We start from the raw sequence: 23221 nt of genomic DNA, 5'->3' as shown, positions 1-23221 counted from the left end.
GTCAGTACATATAGTGTTTTGATAATGAATACTTCTAATTGGAGAAGATTACGGTATATAAAGGAGGCAATACAATTAGCGAGCATATTTTTCAGCAATTGGCAGAACGTACGAATGGTGATCTTTATATCGGCGTTGTAGGACCTGTTAGGGTAGGGAAATCCACGTTTGTTAAGAAGGTAATGGAAGGCGTGATTTTACCTAATATCGAAAATGCCGAGGACCGTATGCGGGCGATGGATGAACTTCCTCAAAGCTCACCTGGACCAACAATTATGACGGCTGAGCCAAAGTTTGTCCCAGCACAGGGAACTACGGTTGCCTTTGGGGAAAGTGCAATACCGTTTCGTGTTAGATTGGTAGATTGTGTAGGTTATGTAATTGATGGAGCAAAAGGCTATGAAGATGAGTCAGGACCGAAGTTTGTGCAAACACCTTGGCATAATGAAGCGATAGCGTTTCAGGAGGCTGCTAAAATCGGTACCGACAAAGTTATTCGGGACCATGCCAATATCGGAATTGTTGTAACAACAGACGGAACTGTAAATGGCATGTCGCGAGCAGCGGTAGAAAAAGCGGAGCAGCAAATTATTGAGCAGCTTACAGAGATCGGAAAGCCTTTTGTCATTGTGCTCAATAGTACGACACCGCATTCAGCTGAAACACTGCACTTACAAAATGCCCTGGCACAAAAATATGATGTTCCTGTTATTCCGACAGCCATTCAACATATGCAGTTGAATGACGTAATGCTCATTTTGCAAGAAGCATTATTTGAATTTAATGTGAATGAAATTCAAGTGGAAAAACCGGATTGGTTGGATGTTTTAGATGATACTCACCATTTAAATGAAACATTGGCATTTGCGACGGCGCAATTACAAGATGATGCAATGAAAATCCGTGATGTGGAAGCTGCAAGTCAACTGCTTCGCGAAATAGATTTTGTAGAAAGTTGCACCGTTGAAAATATTGATGCTGGACAGGGGATTGCGACATTACGTGTCAACATTCACAATGATTACTATAAGGAAACGTGTACCGAGTTTCTTGAAAAACCAGTCGATACAAAGAAAGAGTGGCTCCTATTTATTAAGGAAGCTTCAGAGGCAAAAGCAGCACAGCGAAGATTCCGCGATGCGATTGAACAAGCGAAGGAACACGGCTATGGTGTCACACTGCCTGCGATGGATGAATTTGATCCGAGCGAGCCGGAGCTGATCGAGCAAAATAATTTCTATGGTGTTCGTATGAAGGCGAAAGCCCCTTCTTATCACATTATCCGAATTGATATGGAAGCGGAATTCTCACCATTAATCGGATCTGAATTCCACAGTCAGCACTTGCTGAAAGACTTGCAGCATGCGTATGAATTTGACCGCCAGGCATTATGGCAAACGCAATTGTTTGGGACACCGCTTCATGAAGTACTGACGGAAAGTATCCGTTTCAAAATGAAAAGTGTTCCGACACATGCGAAAAATAGAATGCGCCTCATGCTGGAAAGATTAATAAACGAAGGCGAAAGAGGTTTAATCACGTTTATTATCTAACATACTAATTGAATAGGAAGTACCTACGATTACAGGACCGTTCACTTTTATAGGTGAATTGTCCTGTAATTTTAGTTTTTTTTCAAAAAATGTTGAAATATATACAAAACATGAAGGAATTCAGTTGCGTCGCGGTTTTCTGTATGTTAATCTTTTTACAGGATTTAGATTCATGACCCTTTGAGAGGAGGTGAATGGTGTGAATAAAACAGAATTAGTAAACTCTGTTGCTGAAGCTGCAGGTCTTTCTAAAAAAGACGCTTCTAAAGCAGTTGAAGCTGTATTTGATACAATTCAAGATGCTCTTGCAAAGGGTGACAAAGTACAATTAATCGGTTTTGGTAACTTTGAAGTTCGTGAGCGTGCAGCACGTAAAGGTCGTAACCCACAAACGGGTAAGGAAATCGAAATTGCTGCTTCTAAAGTACCTGCTTTCAAGCCAGGTAAAGCACTTAAGGACGCTGTAAAATAATTCAGTTTCTCGAGGTACATAGAGCAGCTCTCAGTCTAACTGAGAGCTGCTCTTTTTTACGTCTAGGCTCAAGCGCCAGCTCCTCGCACCATTAGGTCCCTCGTGCAAAAGTGGTGAAGCGTTTACTTTTGCGTCGGGCCCTCCAATGTCTGTCGGAGCTGAACGTGCGCTTTAGCGCTTTTGTTCATTTCAGTTGTTTTTACCTAACTATGCTAAAAATAGTATAACTGTTTTGAACTTATGAGCTTTATGTGCTACGATTCAAGAGTGTATTTAACCTTTTTTGCTAAGGTATTATCAACTAGCGAAAAATTTAATATAGAATAAAAATTAATTAAAAATTAATTAGATATAGATTTGTACATAATAAACGTTTTGGTTTGTAGGAGGAATTTGTTTCATGTCAAATGTCGATTTAAAAAAGATAGAAGAAGCGGTAAAGATGATTTTGGAAGCAGTTGGGGAAGATGTAGAGCGTGAAGGATTACTGGATACACCAAAACGTGTTTCAAAAATGTATGCAGAAATGTTCAGTGGCTTACAAGAAGATCCGCGTGATTATTTCAGTACGGTATTCCATGAAGATCACGAAGAACTAGTTTTAGTGAAAGATATTCCATTTTATTCAATGTGTGAACATCACTTAGTTCCTTTTTACGGAACAGCCCATATCGCCTACATACCTAAAGACGGAAAAGTTGCAGGATTAAGCAAACTTGGACGCTGCCTCGAATCAGTAGCACGCCGCCCTCAACTTCAGGAACGCATTACATCAACTGTAGCGGATACAATTATGGAAATGCTGAATCCTAAAGGAGTGTATGTTGTCGTGGAAGCGGAACATATGTGTATGACGATGCGCGGATTAAAAAAACCGGGTTCTAAAACAGTTACAGCGGTTGCGCGCGGTATCTATGAACAGGATGATGTAAAGCGCAATGAAGTGAATACATTCATCCAAATGAAATAATAATAACAATTATGGTATTATAGACAAAGAAATTAACACGTGGGGAGATTGTATAATGGGACAATCAGAGTATATTATTATCGAAGCAGAAGAAGATGGTGTACATGTTATTGGTTTAACACGCGGGACAGATACAAAATTTCACCATTCAGAAAAGCTGGATGCTGGTGAAGTTATGATCGCCCAATTTACTGAACATACATCGGCCATGAAAATACGCGGAAAAGCTAAAATTCACTCTGCACATGGTACGGTACAAAGTAAAAAGTAGCATATCGTAATTCTCACATAAATATAAAATCGTACTTATGCTTTATAACATTGAAATGGAGTAATTTCTATGAATGCAACATCTATTACACAATCGGTTCAGACGCTAAAATCTAATATTCTTCAGCATGTTCATCATAGAGCATTACTTCAAAATGTTGGACAACCGACCTTACAGGAAGAACAGCTTTTTTTCATTCAGCTCCCTTTTTTAAATGGCGCTCTTATGACTGATGAACACCAAATAAGTGCGGTCACAGTCGGGATTGTACATGCTTCACTTACAGAGCACGAAAAAGTGAAGGAAGTGGAAGCGACGAGTAAAGAACAGCAGCTGCTTGTCCTTTCCGGTGATTATTATAGTGGTCGGTATTATCAGTTACTCGCAAAAACGGGCAATATTTTCTTAATCCATAAGTTATCGGAAGGAATCGTAAAGCGCTGTGAGCATCAAATCCGTATTTACGAGGACCAAAAACGGTCACTTGAACAGTGGATTGAGAGTTTAATGACGATAGAAAGCGAATTGATTGCCCAATATTATGATGTATACGGTTTCACATCCTATACAGAACTGATGCAGCAAACTTTAACATATATTCGATTGAAAAAAGAGCTGGATTTATTGAAAAAGGGGCAGCAAAGCTTTTTAAATAAGGCGTTTGCAGCTGATTTGACTATGATGAATTCTATTATTGAAGCCTTCCAGGATCATTTATATGACATGGAGCGACAATTGAGAGGAAATTTGACGAATATTGATTTAACAGATGAATTAAAACATTCCATTGAGCAATACATCACTTTTTAGTGGATTTAGAAAGGTCTTGAAAAAAATGGCGAAATCGAAAGAACAACATGTTCATGAAGTGTTTGAAAGCATTTCAGAGAGCTACGATAAAATGAACTCGGTCATTAGTTTCCAAATGCATGTTGGATGGCGTGAAGATACGATGAAACGTATGGCAGTAAAAAAAGGTTCGAAATGCCTTGACGTATGCTGCGGTACAGCTGATTGGACAATCGCTTTATCGAAGGCAGTCGGTGAAGAAGGGGAAGTAAAAGGGCTTGATTTCAGTGAAAATATGCTGAAAGTCGGTAAGCAGAAAACCGAAAATATCCCGAATATTGAACTGATTCACGGAAATGCAATGGAACTACCATTTGAGGATAATACATTTGATTATGTAACAATTGGCTTTGGCTTACGAAATGTACCGGATTATATACAAGTTTTGCGTGAAATGAACCGGGTCGTTAAACCAGGCGGAATGGTTGTATGTCTGGAAACTTCTCAGTCCGAAATTCCGGTATACCGCCAACTTTTCCGTTTTTACTTTAATCATATTATGCCGCTGTTCGGAAAGATTTTTGCGAAAAGCTATAAAGAATATTCTTGGCTGCAAAAGTCGGCGAATGATTTTCCTGGCATGAAAAAATTAGCGCAAATGTTCCGGGAAGCCGGATATGAGAATGTCACATATAAACCATATAGCGGTGGGGCAGCAGCTATGCACATGGGTTTTAAGAAGAAATAAAAGTGGGAGTAGGTTTTGACGCGTGGAAAAGATGAAAATCAAAATGCTATATGCCGATATTAAATCAGATATAGAAGTCATCGAAAACGAATTGGAACAAGCGTTGAATTCATCTTCACACTTATTGAATGATGCCTCAGTCCATTTACTGCAAGCTGGTGGAAAACGTATTCGACCAGTATTTACGTTACTAAGTGCCAAGTTTGGTGACTATAATATTGACCGAATGAAAAACATTGCCGTCCCCCTGGAATTAATTCATATGGGTTCATTGGTGCATGATGATGTAATTGACAATTCGGATATGCGCCGTGGCCGGGAGACGGTGAAAGCACAGTGGAACAACCGTGTGGCGATGTATACAGGTAATTTTATATTTGCACGTGCATTACAATATGTAACAAGCATAGAAAATCCAAGAGCCCATCAAATATTAGCAAAAACAATGGTTGAGCTAGTAAATGGTGAAGTCATTCAAATTGAGGATAAGTTTCGTTTAGATCAAAGTTTGAAAGATTACTTCCGACGTATTAAACGTAAAACAGCTTTACTGATTGAATCGAGTTGTGAACTTGGAGCAGTCGTAAGTGGTGCCGATGAAAAAACAGCAAGGCATTTAAAGCGTTACGGCTATTTTGTAGGAATGAGCTTTCAAATAGTAGATGATATATTAGATTTTACAGCGACAGACAAACAGCTCGGGAAACCGGCTGGCAGTGACTTAATGAACGGGAATGTCACATTGCCGATATTGTTGATGAAAGATGATCCGCAGCTTGCCCCTTATTTGACGAAAGTGGCAGAGGCAGGATTAACGGAAGAAGAGCGTCAAAGTATGCTGGCACTAGTTCGGAATTCGGAAGCAATAAAAGAAGCAACCCATATTAGTAATTTGTATTTAAAAAAGGCTTTAAAAGAGGTCGAGGCATTGCCGAAGCACCCAATGAAGAAAAAATTGCGTGATATTGCGCTGTTTATGGGTAAGAGAAAATCTTAAAATAATCTAGCCAATTTATGGGCAAATCTAATATTTGTTGCAGTATGAGTAGGATTTTGGTAATATTTATCGGTAGGTGTAAAACCTTTTACTCAAATTTAAGGAGTGTTTATAATGGCAATCGAAAAAACATTTTTAATGGTTAAACCAGACGGCGTAGAACGTCAAGTAATCGGAGATATCGTTGATCGTTTTGAGCGTCGCGGTTTCGTAATGCGCGGAGCAAAATTAATGGTACCAACTCGTGATTTAGCTGAAAAACACTATGCAGAGCACGCTGAGCGTCCTTTCTTCGGTGAATTAGTAGACTTCATCACTTCAGGCCCAGTATTCGGTATGGTTTGGGAAGGCGAAAACGTTATCCAATTATCTCGTATCATGATGGGTGCTACAAAGCCAGAAGAATCAGCTCCTGGTACAATCCGCGGTGACTACGCTGTAACTTTATCACACAACGTAATCCACGGTTCTGACTCTTTAGCTTCTGCTGAGCGTGAAATCGGTTTATGGTTCCCAGAAGGAATCGCTGAATAATTAAACTTACAGAAAAGCTATCACTTTTAAGTGATAGCTTTTTTTATATGGAACAGGAAAAAGATGGACTATTAATGGTATAATAAATCGGAATAATGAAACTATTTTTGGAATACATACGTATAAAAAGTACTGATTGAAATTAGGGGGATGTATATGTGGGTTTTGGCCGTTATTTCAGTTATGGCAGTAGGGGCGATTGCAGTCATCACCGATGCACGCAATGAAAGTAAACGGATTGAAGTAAATAAATTAACAAAAGAAATTGAGCTGGAACAATTACGTCTTGAAAATTACGATAAAGAAACAGAAAAAATGAGACTGGAATTGGAACATTCAAAGCAGATATTGTTGGAGCATAACCAAAAATAATTTTTCTTCTAATTTAACTATTCATAAGGGGTGACATCCATGTTCTGGGTAATGATTACAATAGTCGCTGTAGTAGGGATTTTAACGGATACGTACACGAAAAATAAAAATATTGAACTAAAACGCCTTGATAAAGAAATCAAGCTGGAAAAACTAAGACTCGAAACTTACGATAAAGAAACAGCGAAGATGCAGCTTGAATTGGAACAGACTAAGCAATTGCTGCTTGAAACACAATTGACAGATCGATCAGACAGGTAAAATAATAATTAGAGGAGCGTAATGAAACGTATGGAAGATATTATTATTATATGTATTATTTTCGGGTCAGGGGCTTTGATTGCATTAACTGCAATACTGACAGCACATAAACGATCGAGTATGAAACTGCAAATTAGAATGTTGGAGAAAGAGGCCGAACTTGAACAGATTCGTTTGCAGAGCTACAATTCCGAGACGGAGAAGATGAAGCTTGAACTTGAACAATCGAAACAACTTTTGCTGGAAAGACACATTGATTAACGTTTATGGACGAAATCTGTTTCGGGTTCTGAAATTTTCAGCTATAATAGGCATACGTTAGATGAGGGGAAAGATGAATAATGTCAGATTATGTACAATTTATTGATGGCATTAAGCGCAAAACGGGCATTGATTTAGCCCTTTATAAAGAAGCGCAAATGAAACGTCGGTTAACATCATTATATGAAAAAAAGGGATATCGGGACTTTGTTGATTTTTATAATGCATTGATAAAAGACCGTGAACTGATGAATGAATTTTTGGATCGCATGACGATAAACGTTTCTGAATTTTACCGAAACGGAAAACGCTGGGAAGTATTACAAAATAAAATTTTCCCTTTACTGCTTCAATCTAACAAACGCCCGAAAATATGGAGTGCGGCTTGTTCAACTGGAGAAGAGCCGTATAGTTTGGCGATGGTGTTGTCCCACCACTTACCGTTGTCCCAAGTGAATATACTGGCAACGGATTTGGATGAAAATGTTATCCAAAAGGCGAAGTTGGGTCTTTACCCGGAACGTTCTCTTGCAGAAGTGCCAAAACCTGTTCAATCAAAGTACTTCGTTCAAGAAGGTCCGTTTTACAAAGTGAAAGATGAGATTAAGCGTACGGTTAATTTTAAGAAACATAATTTACTGAATGATCCTTATGAATCGAATTTTGATTTGATTGTTTGCCGGAACGTGATGATTTATTTCACTGAAGAAGCGAAAGATCAGATCTATGCAAACTTCAGTAAAGCATTGCGTCCAGGCGGCATTTTGTTTGTAGGCTCAACTGAGCAGATATTTAATCCTGCAAAATATGATTTTGAAGTAGAAGATACATTTTTTTACCGTAAAAAATAATAGTACAATATTAGATGCTCTGTAGAACGTAGAAGCTTAAGTTGAGATATACTTTAAAAAGCTATATATGAATGCGCTTTTCGGATAATAGAGCGAAAAGCGTATTTTTGTTTCTTTTTGCTGATAAATGTGTCATTTTCTAGTTGGAACGTTCAGAATATTCTAAAATAGCTTATCGGATGGCGGAAACAGTACTGTTATTTAATTTGAAATATGTTATAGTGAAAAATACATACTTTAGCGAGTTGAAGGGAGAAAGTGTTTAATGCGTTATTTAACAGCAGGTGAGTCACACGGACCACAATTAACAACAATTATCGAGGGGTTGCCTTCTTTACTTCCAGTAACAGCAGAAAAAATAAATTATGATTTAAAACGTCGTCAAGGTGGTCACGGTCGTGGTCGTCGCATGCAGATCGAAACAGATACAGTGGAAATTGTATCAGGAGTTCGTCACGGGAAAACATTAGGCTCACCGGTCGCATTAGTCGTTACAAATGATGACTGGAAGCATTGGACAAAAATTATGGGTGCGGCAGAGTTGCCGGAAGATATCGACCCATCTGAAATTAAACGTCAAATCTCACGTCCACGTCCAGGTCATGCCGATTTAGTCGGAGGGATGAAATACGGTCACCGTGATCTGCGTAACGTACTGGAGCGTTCAAGTGCACGTGAAACGACAGTGCGTGTGGCAGTTGGCTCTGTTGCAAAAGCATTGTTAAACGAGCTTGGAATTTCGATTGTTTCTCATGTTACGGAAATTGTAGGGATTAAAGCAGACAGCAGTTTGTTGGAAGGTAAAACAGCAGATGAAATCCGTGCAATTATTGAAAACGATCCATGTTACTGTATCGATCCTGAAGCATCAGCAAAAATGGTTACAGCCATTGATGAAGCAAAGCAAGCTGGAGACTCAATCGGCGGTGTCGTAGAAGTCATCGTGGAAGGTTTGCCGGCAGGTATCGGATCTTATGTGCATTACGACCGCAAACTGGATGCGAAACTGGCATCTGCAATGCTGAGCATCAATGCATTTAAAGGCGTTGAGTTTGGAATCGGTTTTGAAATGGCACGCAAAAAAGGTTCAGAAGTACATGATGAAATTTTATGGGATGAAGAAAAGGGCTATACGCGCGCAACAAATCGTTTAGGCGGTTTGGAAGGCGGTATGACGACAGGAATGCCGATTGTCGTTCGCGGTGTGATGAAGCCAATTCCAACATTATATAAGCCATTGCAAAGTGTTGACATTGAAACAAAGGAGCCGTTTAAAGCAAGCGTGGAGCGTTCTGACAGCTGTGCAGTACCTGCAGCATCAATCGTTGCCGAACATGTTATTGCCTGGGAAATCGCAAATGCAATTGTAGAGCAGTTCCATAGTGATCAATTACCACAATTAAAGGCGCAGTTAGATGAAATGCGTCAGTACACGAAGGAGTATTAATATGGAGATTCCGGTTCGAACTCCTTCACACTCGTACGCTGTAACGATTGGGAAAGGTATATTACGTGATGCTTTGACAGCACAGCATGACTTGCTTACAAAAGCAGATAAAATCATCGTATTGACAGATGAAAATGTTTGGACAGCACAGCAAAGCTATTTTGAAGCGAACTTTCCATATACTTTCGAAGTACATGTTATGCCGGCAGGGGAAAAGTGTAAAAGCTTTGAAAACTATAACGACGTGCAAACATATTTACTTAAGCAAAAGTGTACTAGAAAATCGCTCATTATCGCATTTGGCGGTGGTGCAGTCGGTGATTTGGCCGGTTTTGTTGCAGCCACTTATATGCGGGGCATTCCGTTCATCCAAGTGCCGACAACAATTTTGGCGCATGATTCAGCTGTTGGCGGAAAGACGGCCATTAATCACGAATTAGGAAAAAATATGATCGGTGCTTTTTATCAGCCTGAAGCCGTAATTTTCGATACAGAATTTTTACATAGTCTTTCCGAAAAAGAAGTGCGTTCAGGGATGGCGGAAGTGATTAAGCATGCTTTAATTTCCGATGCACAATGGGTGGAAGAGCTGCTCGAGGGAGATCATGTAACGGAACTTCCGGAAGATCTGTTGGCAAATTATTTGGCGCATGGCATTCAAGTAAAAGCTACGATTGTTGAGCAGGATGAAACAGAACAGTCCGTCAGAAAGTATCTTAACTTAGGCCATACATACGGGCATGCGATTGAAGCTGCTGCAGGCTATGGACGTGTAGCACATGGTGAAGCTGTGATGATTGGCCTTATTTATTCACTTCTATTAAGCGAAAAATACGGTAAAGTCAATCATCAGTTTACAAAGCGCTTTTTACATTTTGCAATGGAAAACGGCTATCCGTTTGAAGCGGTTCATGAATTTACATTCGATCAACTGATTGAATATTTACTTAAAGATAAAAAAGCCGACTACGGACAATTGCAGTTCGTGCTGCTTGAAACAATCGGACAACCATTTGTCCAAAAAGTTGAACTTGAACAATGCAGAGAAATTGATCGTCAACTCAGAGCATTATTAGCGGAGGTGTAGCAATGATTCGTGGAATTCGCGGTGCAATTACGATTGCTGAAGATAAAGCCGAGTACGTATGGGGAGAAACGGCAAGACTAGTGAAAGAAGTTGCGAAACAAAATACTATTGAACCGGAAGATATTGCCTCTGTGACAATTTCTACAACACCGGATATTCATTCCGCCTTTCCTGCAAAGTCGGTACGGTCAATGCCAGGATGGCAGTATGTGCCGATTATGTGCATGCATGAGATGGATGTGCCGGGTGCGCTGCCATTATGTATCCGCGTATTATTACATGTAAATACGGATACACCACAGCATGAAATTCAACATGTATATTTAGAAGATGCGGTAAAATTAAGACCAGATTTAGTGAAATAATTGCGAGTTAGAGGAGACGTTGAGGATGAAGTGGAAACAACAGTTATTTGGAATGAAAGCTTACCAACCGGGAAAACCAATCGAAGAAGTTAAGAAGCTTTTCGGATTAGATGAAGTCGTGAAGCTTGCTTCAAATGAAAATCCCTTTGGCAGCTCACCAAAAGTAAAACAATTTTTACAAAAAGATGAATCCAATCATGCAATATATCCGGACGGTTATGCTCAAAGCTTACGAACATCATTGGCGAATTTCTACGGCGTTGCCGAGAATGAACTCATTTTAGGGAATGGTTCGGATGATTTAATCGCAATCATTACCCGTGCATTATTATATCCAGGTGTGAACACAGTCATGGCAGATTTGTCATTTTCTCAATACTGGCATAATGCAGAGATTGAAGGAGCAGAAGTGCGTAAAGTACCATTGAAAAATGGAGTCCATGATTTAGAAGCAATGCTGGAGGCAATTGATGAAAATACATCGGTTGTTTGGGTATGTAATCCGAACAATCCGACAGGTACAATCGTATCGGATGAAACATTGAGTGCTTTCTTGGCTAAAGTGCCTAAGGATGTTTTCGTTGTATTGGATGAAGCATATGTGGAATACATTAACGATGTCTCTTATAAAGATACATTGCATTATTTCCGTGACTACCCGAACTTAATTTTATTGCGTACATTCTCAAAAGCGTATGGACTGGCTTCTTTCCGTGTCGGCTACGGAATTGCCCAAGCAGACATTATTGCGAAGCTTGATCCGGTGCGTGCACCATTCAACAATACGATCCTAAGCCAACAAATTGCGCAGGTCGCTCTACAGGACCAGGAATACATTGCCAGCTGCCGTGAAGCGAATGAAATCGGCAAAAAGCAGTTTGTTGAATTTTGCGAGCAGCACGGTTTAAATTATTTCCCTTCGCAAACGAACTTTGTCATGTTTGAAGTGAAAGCTCCAAGTAATGTTGTATTTGAAGAAATGATGAAGCGCGGATTTATTATCCGAAGCGGAGCAGCGTTAGGATTGGAAGGCTATATTCGCGTGACGATCGGTACAGAAGCTCAAAATGCAAGATTTTTACAACTACTGGCAGAAGTCTTAAATGAGCAAGGAGTACTTGCATGACACGAAATGTCTTCGTAATCGGACTAGGGTTAATTGGTGGATCTGTAGCGATGGCTTTGCAGAAGGCACCACATACAAAAGTGTTCGGCTATGATGCTCATGAACAAACACGACAATTAGCGGATACATTACAAGTCGTTCATGAAGTAGTTAAAAATCCTGCTGAGTTTGCAAAAGAGGCGGACGTAATTATTTTTGGTACACCGGTAAATGTCACACTCGACTTTATGGAACAGTTGAAGTCGTGGGAATTAAAACGCAATGTCATTATTACAGATACTGGCAGTACAAAAGCGAAAATAATGGAAAAAGCATTAGAGCTGCGGCAACTGGATATTACCTTTATCGGCGGGCACCCAATGGCGGGTTCCCATAAAAGCGGAATTACAGCAGCAAAGCCATATTTACTGGAAAATGCCTACTATATGCTGACACCCCATGAAGGGGAAGAACTTGAAAAACTTGCTGCACTGGACGATCTGCTGAAATTTACGCTCGGGAAAATGGTCGTTGTCGATGCAAAGGTACATGATCATATGACAGCGGTTGTCAGCCATTTCCCTCATATTATCGCGGCATCTTTAGTACATCAGCTTAATAGTGAAAAACAGACATATCCAATGACCTCTTCGTTAGCTGCTGGCGGTTTCCGTGATATTACACGTATTGCTTCCTCAAACCCTGCTTTATGGCGTGATATTACTATGCAAAACAAGCAGGAATTAGTCGGACAGCTTGATAATTGGCTTACTGAAATGCAGCGTGTCCGTGATCTATTGGCTGATGGTGATGCGAAGGCAATCGAGAACTACTTCAGTGAAGCGCGTGATGTCCGGGACAGTTTGCCGGTTGCCAACGGTGCCTTGTATATGCCGTATGATCTTTATGTCGATATACCGGATTATCCAGGGGTCATTTCAGAAGTAACAGGCTTATTGGCGGAAAATAATATAAGTATTACAAATATACGTATAGTTGAAACACGTGTCGATGTATTCGGTATTTTGGTCATTAGTTTCCAGACAAACGAAGACCGTGAACGTGCCGCACAATGCATTGCACACAAGGCAAAGTTTGATACTTATATTTCATAAAGACGAATGGGATTTTCTTAAAAGGGGGTTCATATATGAGTACAACATTGCAATACAGTCAACCGTCATTACAAGGAGATATTACGGTACCGGGTGACAAATCGGTATCGCATCGCTCGGTGATGTTCGGCTCCATTGCAAAAGGAAAAACGACTGTCAGAGGCTTCTTATTAGGAGAAGACTGTCTGCGTACAATTGACTGCTTCCAAAAGCTTGGGGTAGATATCGAAGTTGACGGGACAGATGTAACGATTAACAGTCCGGGAATCGACGGTTGGACAGAACCGAAAGAAGTGCTTTACACAGGAAATTCGGGTACAACAACGCGTTTAATGCTAGGCCTGTTATCCGGGACGAAACTACATACAATCATGACAGGTGATGCATCGATTGGTAAGCGTCCAATGCGTCGCGTTGCAGACCCTTTACGTTTAATGGGTGCGCAAATAGCAGGACGTGACAATGGACAATATACGCCACTCGCGATTCAAGGTGGACCGTTAAAAGCGATCGACTACAAAATGCCTGTAGCAAGTGCCCAAGTGAAATCAGCTATTCTACTTGCCGGTATACGTGCGGAAGGTACAACGGTTGTGCGTGAGGAAGAGATTTCACGTGACCATACAGAGCGTATGCTGCGACAGTTCGGGGCAACGGTAACTGTTGAAGATGGTGTCGTGTCATTGCAAGGCGGCCAGACACTGACAGGAACACATGTAAATGTACCAGGTGATATTTCCTCGGCTGCATTTTTCCTTGTTGCTGGTGCCATTGCGAAAAACAGCAAAATTGTTCTGAAAAACGTGGGTGTCAATGAGACGCGTGACGGTATTTTGGAAGTGCTTCAAAAAATGGGTGCTGAAATGTCGGTTGCAATCGATGACGAGAATGCGGCAGAACCAACTGCTACTATTACGATTGAAACGTCCGATCTAAAAGGAACGACAGTGGAGGGCGCTATTATTCCTCGCCTAATCGATGAAATTCCGATTATTGCGCTGCTAGCTACACAGGCAGCTGGTAAAACAGTCATTAAAGATGCGGAAGAACTTAAAGTGAAAGAAACAAACCGTATTGATGCGGTTGTAAATGAGTTAAAGAAGCTAGGCGCAAACATTGAAGCAACAGATGACGGTATGGTTATCGAAGGTCCGACATCTTTACATGGAGGAAGCTTAAAAACATATGGTGATCACCGTATTGGAATGATGGGTGCAATCGCTGCCCTTATAGCGGACGGAGAAGTGGAATTGGATGATGCGGACTGTATCGCTGTTTCCTACCCAACTTTTTTTGATCATATCAATAATATTTTAAAATAATGATTTGCGGAGATGTAAAAAGAACTCACTTTTTACATCTCCTTTTCACTTTGCCAAGATGAATTTTATAAAACAACCAGATTCTTTTTCTTGTGATGCATTGCTTCGTCATGTAGCATAATATTGAGAACAAAAGAAAAAGGTGAACTACACATGGAACTATTACTACAAGCGATTCAAGAAGGAAATTTAGAGGAGATTAACCGACTTCTTGAATCTTTTTTAATGGATGCTGAACCCGCAGCACAATATGAAGTAGCAGAAGCACTTATGCATTACGGATTTTTAAATGAAGCAGACCGTGTATTTGAACATCTGCAATTTTTATTTCCTGAGGAAGCGCAAATTTCAATCGATCGTGCAAGCGTATTAATTGAGCTAGGTGAAGAGGATAATGCCCTTGATTTATTAATGGGGATCGCCGATGATGCACCAGAATATCCTCAGGCATTGTTAGTATTGGCGGACTATTATCAAATGCAGGGATTATTTGAAGTGGCGGAACAACGAATTAATGATGCGTTGCAAATTTTACCGCATGAGCCTTTACTGCAATTTGCCAAAGCAGAATTATTATTTGAAACAGGACGTTTTACAGAGGCTGTTCGAATTTATGAAGAGCTTTATGCAATCGATAAAAAGTTTGCTGGTATAATTTTAGCCCAACGTCTTGCGGAAGTTTATCGTGCAGGTGCAGGCTATGAAACTGCCCTGGATTATTATATGGAAGCACTTGAAGAAGAAGTTACAGCAGACTTGCTGTTTGGCTCGGCCTATGCAGCTTTCCAGACGGAAAAATATGAGTTAGCTATAAAACAGTTGGAAGATTTAAAAGAGTTGGACCCTGATTATTTCTCAGCGTATTTACTGCTGGCTGAAAGTTATGCAATGCTCGAGGATAATGAGCGTGCATTAAAAGTTATTAAAGAAGGTCTTAAACGAGACGAATACGATAAATCCCTCTATTTATTTGCAGGGAAAATGGCGATAAAAAATGGCAAACAACAGGAAGCGATAGAATTTTTAAGTGAGGCCATTGCCTTGGATCCGGAATATATGGAAGCGATTTTAGTATTGATGTCTGTTTACAATACGGAACAACGCTATGAAGAAATTATTTCACTATATGAACAATTGCATCAAAATGAATTCGAATGGGTCGCATTATATCCATTTGTAGCCAATGCTTATAATGAAGAAGAACTGTTCGAAAAAGCATACGAAATTTACAAAGAGGCATATAATGAATTTAACGATGATGTTGAGTTTTTAGAGAAATATTTCCTGTTTTTAGTTGAGGACGGCAAGCGTGATGAAGCAAAACAAATTGCCGAGCGACTTGTCCAATTACAGCCTTCTGAACAGCAATGGACTGATTTATTAGAACGCTTTGAGTAAAGGGAGGATTGCATGTTGACATATTCCGTACCACTGAATGACAAAAAGTTGTTTATCAGGTGGTTTTTAAAAAATTTCCAGTTAAAAAGACGTGAAGGTGTATGGATTTTAAATTACTTATTAAGTAATGACGACTTGTTGCAAAACGTTCATTTCGTTGATGAAGCACATTATTGCCCGCGCTCCATTGTAATGTCGACAATTGAGACAACGAGTATCCCATTCCGATTTTATAAAGAAAATATTATGACATCCGATGCTGAAAAAGCATTTCATGATTTACGAATCAATGCACATGAAGCAATTTACTTTCAGCTGAACTTCCCGAGTGTACCGCCTGATCCTCTGTATTTGGCGGTACTGGAGGAAAACCCGTATGTACCTGCTGATATCTTTATTAGTGAAAAAGACCGTCTAGCAGCAGAGCGTTTACTGGAAAATAGTGTACTAGAATTCCAGGAACAGCAACTGTTAAAAGAAATAGATGAAGCGCTGGACAGTGGAGATAAAGATCGTTTTTTCGAGTTATCTAATTTATTGCAAGCATTAAAGCATACGAAGTAATTTTGAACTTTATTAAAAAAATTACTTCTTTCCTATTTTCAGAAGTTTAAAGGTACTAGGAGGAAAGAATATGAACTTTATTGTAAAAGATGTAGAGCAGTTCCAGGCACAAAAGCAGTTTATAGATACGGCAATTGTCCCGCTCGTGCAATTGGATTTTTCTGATCAAGGGATAAAGCAGAGCAGTTCTGCTTCAGAATATTTAATGACGTTGACCAATTTCATAGAGCAGCAGTTTAAAGGTCGTCTTTTATTATTGCCCCCCTTTTCATATACGTTGGGAACCAAGTCAGATAATATGCCAGCAGCAATGGAAAAAGAATTGAAGGAAGCAGGTTTTAAAGCAGTGGTCTTTATTACCTGTGACCATTCATGGACTGAATTTAAAGAATATTTAAATATTATTTGGCTTCCGGCTATCCCCCTTGAGTCCATGGATCAGGGTGTAAAACAGAGAATTTTGGAAGACCAGTTAAAACAAGTCATCCCAACTTTTACGAAAATTTGGGTTTAACGAGCATATATGTGCGACATTTGTTTCATTAAATGTTCACAAACTACACTTTTGGAAATGAATGCTATATTGACCAACTTATTCAGTTGATATATCATAGATATGTCCTAGTTATTTACTATTTTTAAAAGTATATGTCCGTTGGACTGACCTTTTAGTAAGAGGGGGGAAAAGGATGAGTAGGAATCGAGTTACAAGACGTCAATTTTTAACTTATACAATTACTGGTGTAGGTGGATTTATGGCGGCAGGAATGTTAATGCCAATGGTACGTTTTGCTATTGACCCAATTCTTCAGTCAAAAGAAGATGGTGATTTTGTACAAACAAGCAAAAAAATTGCCGAGATTACAGAAGTTCCAGTCAAAGTGGATTTCTCGTATGAACAGACGGATGGTTGGTACAAATCAGAAGTAGCAGATGCTGCTTGGGTTTACAAAGAAGGCGACGAAATCATCGCAATCTCACCTGTATGTAAACATTTAGGGTGTACTGTAAACTGGGAAGGTAATCCAGAACACGCAAATCAATTCTTCTGTGCATGTCATGCGGGACGTTATGAAAAAACAGGCGTAAACGTAAAAGGTACACCGCCTCTTGGACCACTGGATATGTATGAAGTGTCAGAAAATGATGGTTTCTTAATGCTTGGGAAAAAAATCGCTAACACACACAGTAACTAAATAAGTTAGGGGGTACGACACAGTGCTAAATAAAATTTATGATTGGGTCGATGAACGTTTAGATATTACTCCTATTTGGCGTGATATTGCCGACCATGAAGTGCCAGAGCACGTTAACCCTGCCCATCACTTTTCAGCATTCGTTTACTGTTTCGGGGGATTAACATTCTTTATTACAGTAATCCAAATTCTATCAGGTATGTTCTTGACTATGTATTATGTACCAGATGTAGAGAATGCTTGGAAATCAGTTTACTATTTACAAAACGAAGTAGCATTCGGTGAAATCGTTCGTGGTATGCACCATTGGGGGGCATCTTTAGTAATTGTTATGATGTTCTTACATACACTTCGTGTATTCTTCACAGGTTCTTATAAAAAACCGCGTGAATTAAACTGGTTAGTTGGTGTAGGTATCTTTGCCATTATGTTAGGTTTAGGTTTCACAGGTTATTTATTACCATGGGATATGAAAGCGTTATTCGCGACTAAAGTAGGTATCGAAATTGCTGCATCTGTTCCGTTTTTAGGTGAAACGATAAAAATATTATTAGCTGGGGATTCTACGATTATCGGGGCACAAACTTTAACTCGTTTCTTTGCTATTCATGTATTCTTCTTACCAGCAGCACTATTTGCTCTATTGGCAGTTCACTTTATTATGATCCGCCGCCAAGGTATTTCAGGACCTCTATGATCCGAAACTAATTGTACTATTTTTTAAGGAGGGGACACTATGCAACGCGGAAAAGGTATGAAGTTCGTAGGTGATTCACGTGTAAAAGCGAGTAACCGTATGCCGAACGTGCCAAAAGATTATTCCGAGTATCCAGGGAAAACAGAAGCTTTCTGGCCTGACTTCTTATTAAAAGAATGGATGGTTGGTGCAGTTTTCTTAATCGGTTATTTATTATTAACTGTCGCACATCCTTCACCACTTGAAGGCCCGGCAGATCCAACAAATGCATCGTATATACCGTTACCGGACTGGTACTTCCTATCAATGTACCAACTATTAAAATACTCTTATGCGTCTGGTCCATATAACGTTATTGGCGCAATGGTTATTCCAGGTATTGCATTTGGTTCATTAGCATTGATACCATTTTTAGATAGAACACCTGAACGTCGACCATTTAAACGACCATTACCTACAGCATTTATGTTGTTGGCAATAGCAGCACTTATTTATACAACATGGGAATCTGTTCAGGCTACTAACTGGGAAGCAGTTCATGCTCAAGGTGAAATTACGGATAAACATTTAGGCTTACTTCCGGATGTTGAAGTAGATGAAACGTCCGAAGGATATGAAATCTATCAAGCTCAAGCTTCATGTATCGGCTGTCATGGTGGAGACTTGGCTGGGGTTTCCGGGCCAATGCTTCTTGGCAATGAGTTATCAGCTGAAGAAGTTCAAGAAGTAATTGTGAATGGACGTGGCGGTATGCCGGCTGGAGCATTTACAGGTACAGAGGAAGAACTTCAAGTTTTAGCTGAATTTATCGCAGGATTAAAAGAAGCTGAATAATTTTTACACTGGAGAGTCAGAATATTGACTCTCTTTTTTATTTTCATTTATTTGTATTTTTTAACGAAAGCTTGCGTAACAAATAAGAACATATATAATTAAAGACGTACAATATTTGGTTTAGTTGCACACACTACATAATAAGGAATAATGAAGAATGAGGAAGAAAAAGGTGAACAAATGAAAGCATATATGATGCAATTGTGGTACGTATTAAACCATCGTGCCTTTTTAACATTACTGCTTATTATTAACTTGCTTGGTACAGTTTACGGCTATTACTGGTATCGGGGGCAGTTGGCAGTAACAGACCCGATTTACTATATATTCGTACCGGATTCGCCCACTGCAAGCTTATTTTTCTGTTTTGCCATTATTGGTTGGCTGATCGGCAAAAACTTCAAATTAATGGAAGTGCTTGCCTTTATCACGTTAATTAAATATGGATTATGGGCAGTTGCGATGAATCTTCTAACATTTGCGGAGAATGGACAGTTGGGAGCAGACGGGTGGATGCTCGTTGCTTCACATTTTTTAATGGCAGTACAGGCTGTTCTGTATTTACCGAATTACCGATTTAAAATGTGGCACGTGATGGTTGCGGCTATTTGGACATTGCATAACGATATAATCGACTATTTATTTGGCCAAATGCCATTTTACAGAGTCATTTACCAGTATCCAAGCGAGATCGGCTACTTCACTTTTTGGCTTTCGATGGTATGTATAGTCTTTGCTTTTCTTGAAAGCCGTAAGCGTGAATATTTGCAACAAGACTAGAAAGCCTTTAAAATTAAAGCATAGAAAGAGATAGAAAGGGAGTTTGATAATAGTGATGTATATTATTTACTTTATCATCATTTTGCTGTTACCGTTGTATGCGCAAATGAAGGTAAAGAGTACTTACAAAAAGTTTGCTAAAGTTCCAGCTGAAAAAGGAATGACAGGTGCTCAAGTAGCACGTTATATTTTAGATCAACATGGTTTAACAGATGTTCGTGTAGTACCGACTCAAGGTTTTTTAGCTGACCACTATAATCCTGCAACTAAAACGGTTGCCTTGTCTGAAGACAACTACTACAATTCTTCAATCGCCGGTACATCTGTAGCAGCGCACGAAGTCGGTCATGCGATACAGCATGCGGAGGCTTATTCGTTCTTAACATTGCGTTCGAAATTAGTGCCGGTAGCTAATATTTCATCGAATATGTCTTGGATTTTTGTAATAATCGGTATTTTAGCTTCATCTTCAGGTTTCCTGTTGCTGGGTATTGCTTTATTATTAGCGGGTGTTGTGTTCCAAGTTGTAACATTACCGGTAGAGTTCGATGCATCCAAACGTGCGATGAATGAAGTCGTATCTTTAGGGATTATCAACAATACTGAAGAACGCTCAGCGCGTAAAGTTTTAAATGCAGCGGCAATGACATACGTGGCAGCAGCAGCTGTAGCAATAATGGAACTATTACGTTTAATCCTGATTTACACAGGCATGACTTCGGAAGATTAATTTTTAAACTAATAGAAATTAAAAAAGTCATTTTCTCATTAGGGAAAATGACTTTTTTGTTTGAACATTATTCAAGCATTGAATGTTCTTACTAAGTTGTGTCCGTTAAACGGATACTGTAGGAGAGGGCAAAACGATTAGATAACTTAATTAGCCTAATGAAGAGGCTGTTTTTTATCGTCCAATGTGAAACCTTCACCAGTTACATCGCGGACATCCATGACGGATACGAATGCATGCGGATCGATGCCGTGGACAATATTTTTTAGACGGACAAGTTCATTTCGTCCGATTACACAGTACAGAACATCCCGGTGTTCTTTTGTAAAATGACCATGACCGTCAAAAACGGTTACGCCACGGTCCATATTATTCGTAATTAGGTTTGCGATCTCATCGGACTTCACCGAAATAATAAATGCACCTTTTGCTGAATAGGCGCCTTCCTGCACTAAATCAATGACACGGCCGCCAACATATACGGCTACTAATGTATACATCATCGAACGGGCATCCAAAAATGTCATCCAGGAAAGGATAATGACAAAGAAATCAAAGCCGAACATCGTTTTACCCATACTCCAACCAAGATATTTATTTGCAAGTCGGGCTAAAATATCGACCCCGCCGGTTGTCCCGCCGAATCGAAACACAATCCCTAAACCGATCCCGACGAATACCCCTGCAAACAACGATACAAGGAATAGATCATCCTGCAAGTTCATATCGACTTCGTATATTTGGAAGATTTTTAAGAATACCGATACGCTAAGTGTACCGATGATCGTATAGATAAATGATTTTTTCCCTAGTAAACGCCATCCTAGAATAAACATTGGAATATTTAATAACAAATTCATTAATGCTGGGTCCCAATTTAGTGTAAAATATAAAATAAGTGTAATACCACTAAATCCACCTTCACCCAGTTGGTTTTGCATATTGAAGTGGACAAAACCGAAACTGAATATTGCGGAACCGATAAGAATTCCGATGATATTCTGTATTTTTATTCCTTGCATAGTAATCCCCCTAAAATCAGTTGAGTAAGAATATATGTGTTGGAGCAGAAAAAAGGTTACATTGTTTATTATGTTTGATTTTGTCGTATTTGACAACAATATGGATGAACGCAAAAATGGCGCATCTTATTACTCAAGATTATTTAAATAAGGATAAAAAGCAACTAACAGTAAAAAGGAGTTTTTTTAGTATGACAATCAGAGTAGCAATTGCCGGTGCACGAGGCAAGATGGGAACAGAAGCAGTACATACAATCATGAATAATGACGGAATGGAGCTTGTATCAGCACTTGATTATAAAGAAGTCGGTACATCACTAGCCTTACTTGAAGAGTTTCCGAATCATTATGAAGTTCCGATTTATACTAATTTTGTTGAGCTTGTGCGTGAAACAAAGCCGGATGTACTTTTAGATTTAACAAATCCGCTTTGTGTTTATGAACGAACAAAACAGGCATTATTACATAACATACGTCCAGTAGTTGGGACGACCGGTTTTACCGACGAACAACTTGAAGAACTGCAGCAAATGGCAACAGAAAAACAATTAGGCTGTATTATTGCGCCGAATTTCGCGATTGGTGCAATATTAATGATGAAGTTTGCCAAAGATGCCGCAAAATATTTCCCGGATGTGGAAATTATCGAAATGCATCATGATCAAAAGCTAGATGCGCCATCTGGTACTGGTATTAAAACAGCACAAATGATCAGTGAAGTTCGAAAAGCGAAAAAGCAAGGGCATCCGGAAGAAAAAGAAACACATACTGGTGCAAGAGGCGCAAACTTTGACGGCATGCATATCCATTCAGTAAGACTTCCGGGTTTAGTTGCGCATCAACAAGTACTGTTTGGCAGCACAGGTGAATTATTAACGATTCGTCATGATTCATTAAATCGCGGAAGCTTTATGAGCGGTGTTACATTTAGTATTGAAGAAGTAATGAAAACCAATACATTAATCTACGGATTAGAGAACATCATTTAGAAATGGGTTGATAATTATGAAAATAGCATTAATAGCACATGACCGGAAAAAAGATAATTTAATTCAGTTTGCGATTGCGTATCGCGATATTTTAAAAGAGCATGATCTATATGCGACAGGCACTACGGGTACGATGATTGAAGCGGAAACAAGACTTCCGATTACGAAGTTTCGCTCAGGTCCATTAGGGGGAGATCAGCAAATCGGTGCGATGATCGCCAATAATGATATGGATATGGTATTTTTCTTCCGTGATCCATTGACAGCACAGCCACATGAGCCGGATGTCATGGCATTAGTGCGGTTATGTGACTTGTATCATATACCGCTTGCGACAAATATGGGAACAGCAGAAATTCTATTAAAAGGGCTTCAGGAAGGTTTTGTTGACTGGCGCATTTTAGAAGAACGCAGAAAATAAAAAGGCAGTCAATTTTACTTTGTTTCATTTTTGAAGAAAGTTAAAATCGTATAGTTGAAAGGATGGGGAG

General features: G+C 39.5%; 29 protein-coding genes. 28 read left to right on the top strand and 1 reads right to left on the bottom strand.

The features are described from left to right. Window positions 1–38: 38 nt before the first annotated feature. From spoIVA to M3166_RS07565, 26 genes are all read left to right on the top strand, one after another. Window positions 39–1553 carry a stage IV sporulation protein A gene (gene spoIVA / locus M3166_RS07690; protein ID WP_285848802.1) on the top strand — a complete coding sequence of 505 codons (1515 nt, stop codon included), beginning with the start codon at window positions 39–41 and terminating at the stop codon, window positions 1551–1553. Window positions 1554–1752: 199 nt separating this feature from the next. Continuing rightward, entirely contained in the window at window positions 1753–2025 is a 273-nt protein-coding gene (locus M3166_RS07685) for an HU family DNA-binding protein (protein ID WP_004232618.1), read from the top strand. Window positions 2026–2425: 400 nt separating this feature from the next. Beyond that, complete coding sequence (gene folE / locus M3166_RS07680; RefSeq protein WP_079525849.1) at window positions 2426–2995, top strand: GTP cyclohydrolase I FolE; 570 nt, start codon at window positions 2426–2428, stop codon at window positions 2993–2995. Between the two features lie 55 nt (window positions 2996–3050). Continuing rightward, entirely contained in the window at window positions 3051–3266 is a 216-nt protein-coding gene (gene mtrB / locus M3166_RS07675) for a trp RNA-binding attenuation protein MtrB (protein ID WP_008404919.1), read from the top strand. Window positions 3267–3335: 69 nt separating this feature from the next. After that, complete coding sequence (locus tag M3166_RS07670) at window positions 3336–4076, top strand: heptaprenyl diphosphate synthase component 1 (protein WP_251688876.1); 741 nt, start codon at window positions 3336–3338, stop codon at window positions 4074–4076. A 25-nt stretch (window positions 4077–4101) separates the two neighbouring features. Continuing rightward, window positions 4102–4803 carry a demethylmenaquinone methyltransferase gene (locus tag M3166_RS07665; RefSeq protein WP_251688873.1) on the top strand — a complete coding sequence of 234 codons (702 nt, stop codon included), beginning with the start codon at window positions 4102–4104 and terminating at the stop codon, window positions 4801–4803. Window positions 4804–4825: 22 nt separating this feature from the next. Next, complete coding sequence (gene hepT, locus M3166_RS07660; RefSeq protein ID WP_065216960.1) at window positions 4826–5800, top strand: heptaprenyl diphosphate synthase component II; 975 nt, start codon at window positions 4826–4828, stop codon at window positions 5798–5800. A 114-nt stretch (window positions 5801–5914) separates the two neighbouring features. Beyond that, window positions 5915–6334: a nucleoside-diphosphate kinase gene (gene ndk / locus M3166_RS07655; RefSeq protein ID WP_008404915.1), complete on the top strand. Its 420-nt coding sequence runs from the start codon at window positions 5915–5917 to the stop codon at window positions 6332–6334. Between the two features lie 156 nt (window positions 6335–6490). Continuing rightward, window positions 6491–6706 (top strand): hypothetical protein, encoded by a 216-nt coding sequence (locus M3166_RS07650; protein ID WP_008404914.1) that lies wholly within the window; start codon window positions 6491–6493, stop codon window positions 6704–6706. Window positions 6707–6745: 39 nt separating this feature from the next. Next, window positions 6746–6967, top strand: a complete 222-nt coding sequence (locus tag M3166_RS07645) for a hypothetical protein (RefSeq protein ID WP_251688871.1) — start codon at window positions 6746–6748, stop codon at window positions 6965–6967. Between the two features lie 21 nt (window positions 6968–6988). Continuing rightward, complete coding sequence (locus M3166_RS07640) at window positions 6989–7228, top strand: hypothetical protein (protein ID WP_251688869.1); 240 nt, start codon at window positions 6989–6991, stop codon at window positions 7226–7228. An 80-nt stretch (window positions 7229–7308) separates the two neighbouring features. Beyond that, a complete protein-coding gene (locus M3166_RS07635) occupies window positions 7309–8079 on the top strand; it encodes a CheR family methyltransferase (RefSeq protein ID WP_251688867.1) in 771 nt (256 codons plus the stop codon). A 265-nt stretch (window positions 8080–8344) separates the two neighbouring features. Then, window positions 8345–9526: a chorismate synthase gene (gene aroC, locus M3166_RS07630; RefSeq protein WP_079525863.1), complete on the top strand. Its 1182-nt coding sequence runs from the start codon at window positions 8345–8347 to the stop codon at window positions 9524–9526. 1 nt (window position 9527) lies between these two features. Beyond that, complete coding sequence (aroB, locus tag M3166_RS07625) at window positions 9528–10613, top strand: 3-dehydroquinate synthase (protein ID WP_251688865.1); 1086 nt, start codon at window positions 9528–9530, stop codon at window positions 10611–10613. A gap of 2 nt (window positions 10614–10615) precedes the next feature. Beyond that, a complete protein-coding gene (aroH, locus tag M3166_RS07620) occupies window positions 10616–10978 on the top strand; it encodes a chorismate mutase (protein WP_251688863.1) in 363 nt (120 codons plus the stop codon). Window positions 10979–11003: 25 nt separating this feature from the next. After that, window positions 11004–12104: a histidinol-phosphate transaminase gene (hisC, locus tag M3166_RS07615; RefSeq protein ID WP_251688861.1), complete on the top strand. Its 1101-nt coding sequence runs from the start codon at window positions 11004–11006 to the stop codon at window positions 12102–12104. Beyond that, the gene (locus M3166_RS07610) at window positions 12101–13198 is read left to right on the top strand and encodes a prephenate dehydrogenase (protein WP_251688859.1); all 1098 of its coding nucleotides are present in this window, start codon (window positions 12101–12103) and stop codon (window positions 13196–13198) included. Before hisC ends, M3166_RS07610 begins: the two co-directional genes overlap by 4 nt. Before the next feature lie 35 nt (window positions 13199–13233). Next, window positions 13234–14520 (top strand): 3-phosphoshikimate 1-carboxyvinyltransferase, encoded by a 1287-nt coding sequence (aroA, locus tag M3166_RS07605; RefSeq protein ID WP_251688858.1) that lies wholly within the window; start codon window positions 13234–13236, stop codon window positions 14518–14520. Between the two features lie 153 nt (window positions 14521–14673). Beyond that, complete coding sequence (locus M3166_RS07600; RefSeq protein ID WP_251688856.1) at window positions 14674–15918, top strand: tetratricopeptide repeat protein; 1245 nt, start codon at window positions 14674–14676, stop codon at window positions 15916–15918. Window positions 15919–15933: 15 nt separating this feature from the next. Continuing rightward, window positions 15934–16482, top strand: a complete 549-nt coding sequence (locus tag M3166_RS07595) for a ReoY family proteolytic degradation factor (RefSeq protein WP_079528701.1) — start codon at window positions 15934–15936, stop codon at window positions 16480–16482. Between the two features lie 70 nt (window positions 16483–16552). Further along, entirely contained in the window at window positions 16553–16996 is a 444-nt protein-coding gene (locus M3166_RS07590) for a YpiF family protein (protein ID WP_251688854.1), read from the top strand. Window positions 16997–17171: 175 nt separating this feature from the next. Beyond that, window positions 17172–17678, top strand: coding sequence for a ubiquinol-cytochrome c reductase iron-sulfur subunit (locus tag M3166_RS07585; RefSeq protein ID WP_251688852.1), 507 nt, complete (start codon window positions 17172–17174; stop codon window positions 17676–17678). A 22-nt stretch (window positions 17679–17700) separates the two neighbouring features. Further along, a complete protein-coding gene (qcrB, locus tag M3166_RS07580; RefSeq protein WP_008404891.1) occupies window positions 17701–18375 on the top strand; it encodes a menaquinol-cytochrome c reductase cytochrome b subunit in 675 nt (224 codons plus the stop codon). Between the two features lie 39 nt (window positions 18376–18414). Then, window positions 18415–19209: a menaquinol-cytochrome c reductase cytochrome b/c subunit gene (locus M3166_RS07575; protein WP_251688850.1), complete on the top strand. Its 795-nt coding sequence runs from the start codon at window positions 18415–18417 to the stop codon at window positions 19207–19209. Window positions 19210–19389: 180 nt separating this feature from the next. Then, on the top strand, window positions 19390–19989 hold the full coding sequence (locus tag M3166_RS07570) for a DUF1405 domain-containing protein (protein WP_251690031.1): 600 nt from the start codon (window positions 19390–19392) through the stop codon (window positions 19987–19989). A gap of 55 nt (window positions 19990–20044) precedes the next feature. Further along, window positions 20045–20719 (top strand): zinc metallopeptidase, encoded by a 675-nt coding sequence (locus M3166_RS07565; protein ID WP_251690030.1) that lies wholly within the window; start codon window positions 20045–20047, stop codon window positions 20717–20719. 155 nt (window positions 20720–20874) lie between these two features. On the opposite strand, the gene M3166_RS07560 is transcribed toward M3166_RS07565, so the two are convergent. Continuing rightward, window positions 20875–21741 (bottom strand): YitT family protein, encoded by an 867-nt coding sequence (locus tag M3166_RS07560; protein WP_251688848.1) that lies wholly within the window; start codon window positions 21739–21741, stop codon window positions 20875–20877. A 191-nt stretch (window positions 21742–21932) separates the two neighbouring features. Between M3166_RS07560 and dapB the strand changes: the two genes are divergently transcribed. Then, window positions 21933–22730: a 4-hydroxy-tetrahydrodipicolinate reductase gene (gene dapB / locus M3166_RS07555; RefSeq protein ID WP_251688846.1), complete on the top strand. Its 798-nt coding sequence runs from the start codon at window positions 21933–21935 to the stop codon at window positions 22728–22730. Between the two features lie 16 nt (window positions 22731–22746). Beyond that, window positions 22747–23151 (top strand): methylglyoxal synthase, encoded by a 405-nt coding sequence (mgsA, locus tag M3166_RS07550; protein WP_251688844.1) that lies wholly within the window; start codon window positions 22747–22749, stop codon window positions 23149–23151. Window positions 23152–23221 lie beyond the last annotated feature (70 nt).

Source organism: Solibacillus isronensis (assembly GCF_023715405.1).
GTDB classification, from domain to species: Bacteria; Bacillota; Bacilli; order Bacillales_A; family Planococcaceae; genus Solibacillus; species Solibacillus isronensis_B.
The sequence above is the reverse complement of the archived record's forward strand: the minus strand, read 5'-3'. Positions and strand labels throughout refer to the sequence as shown.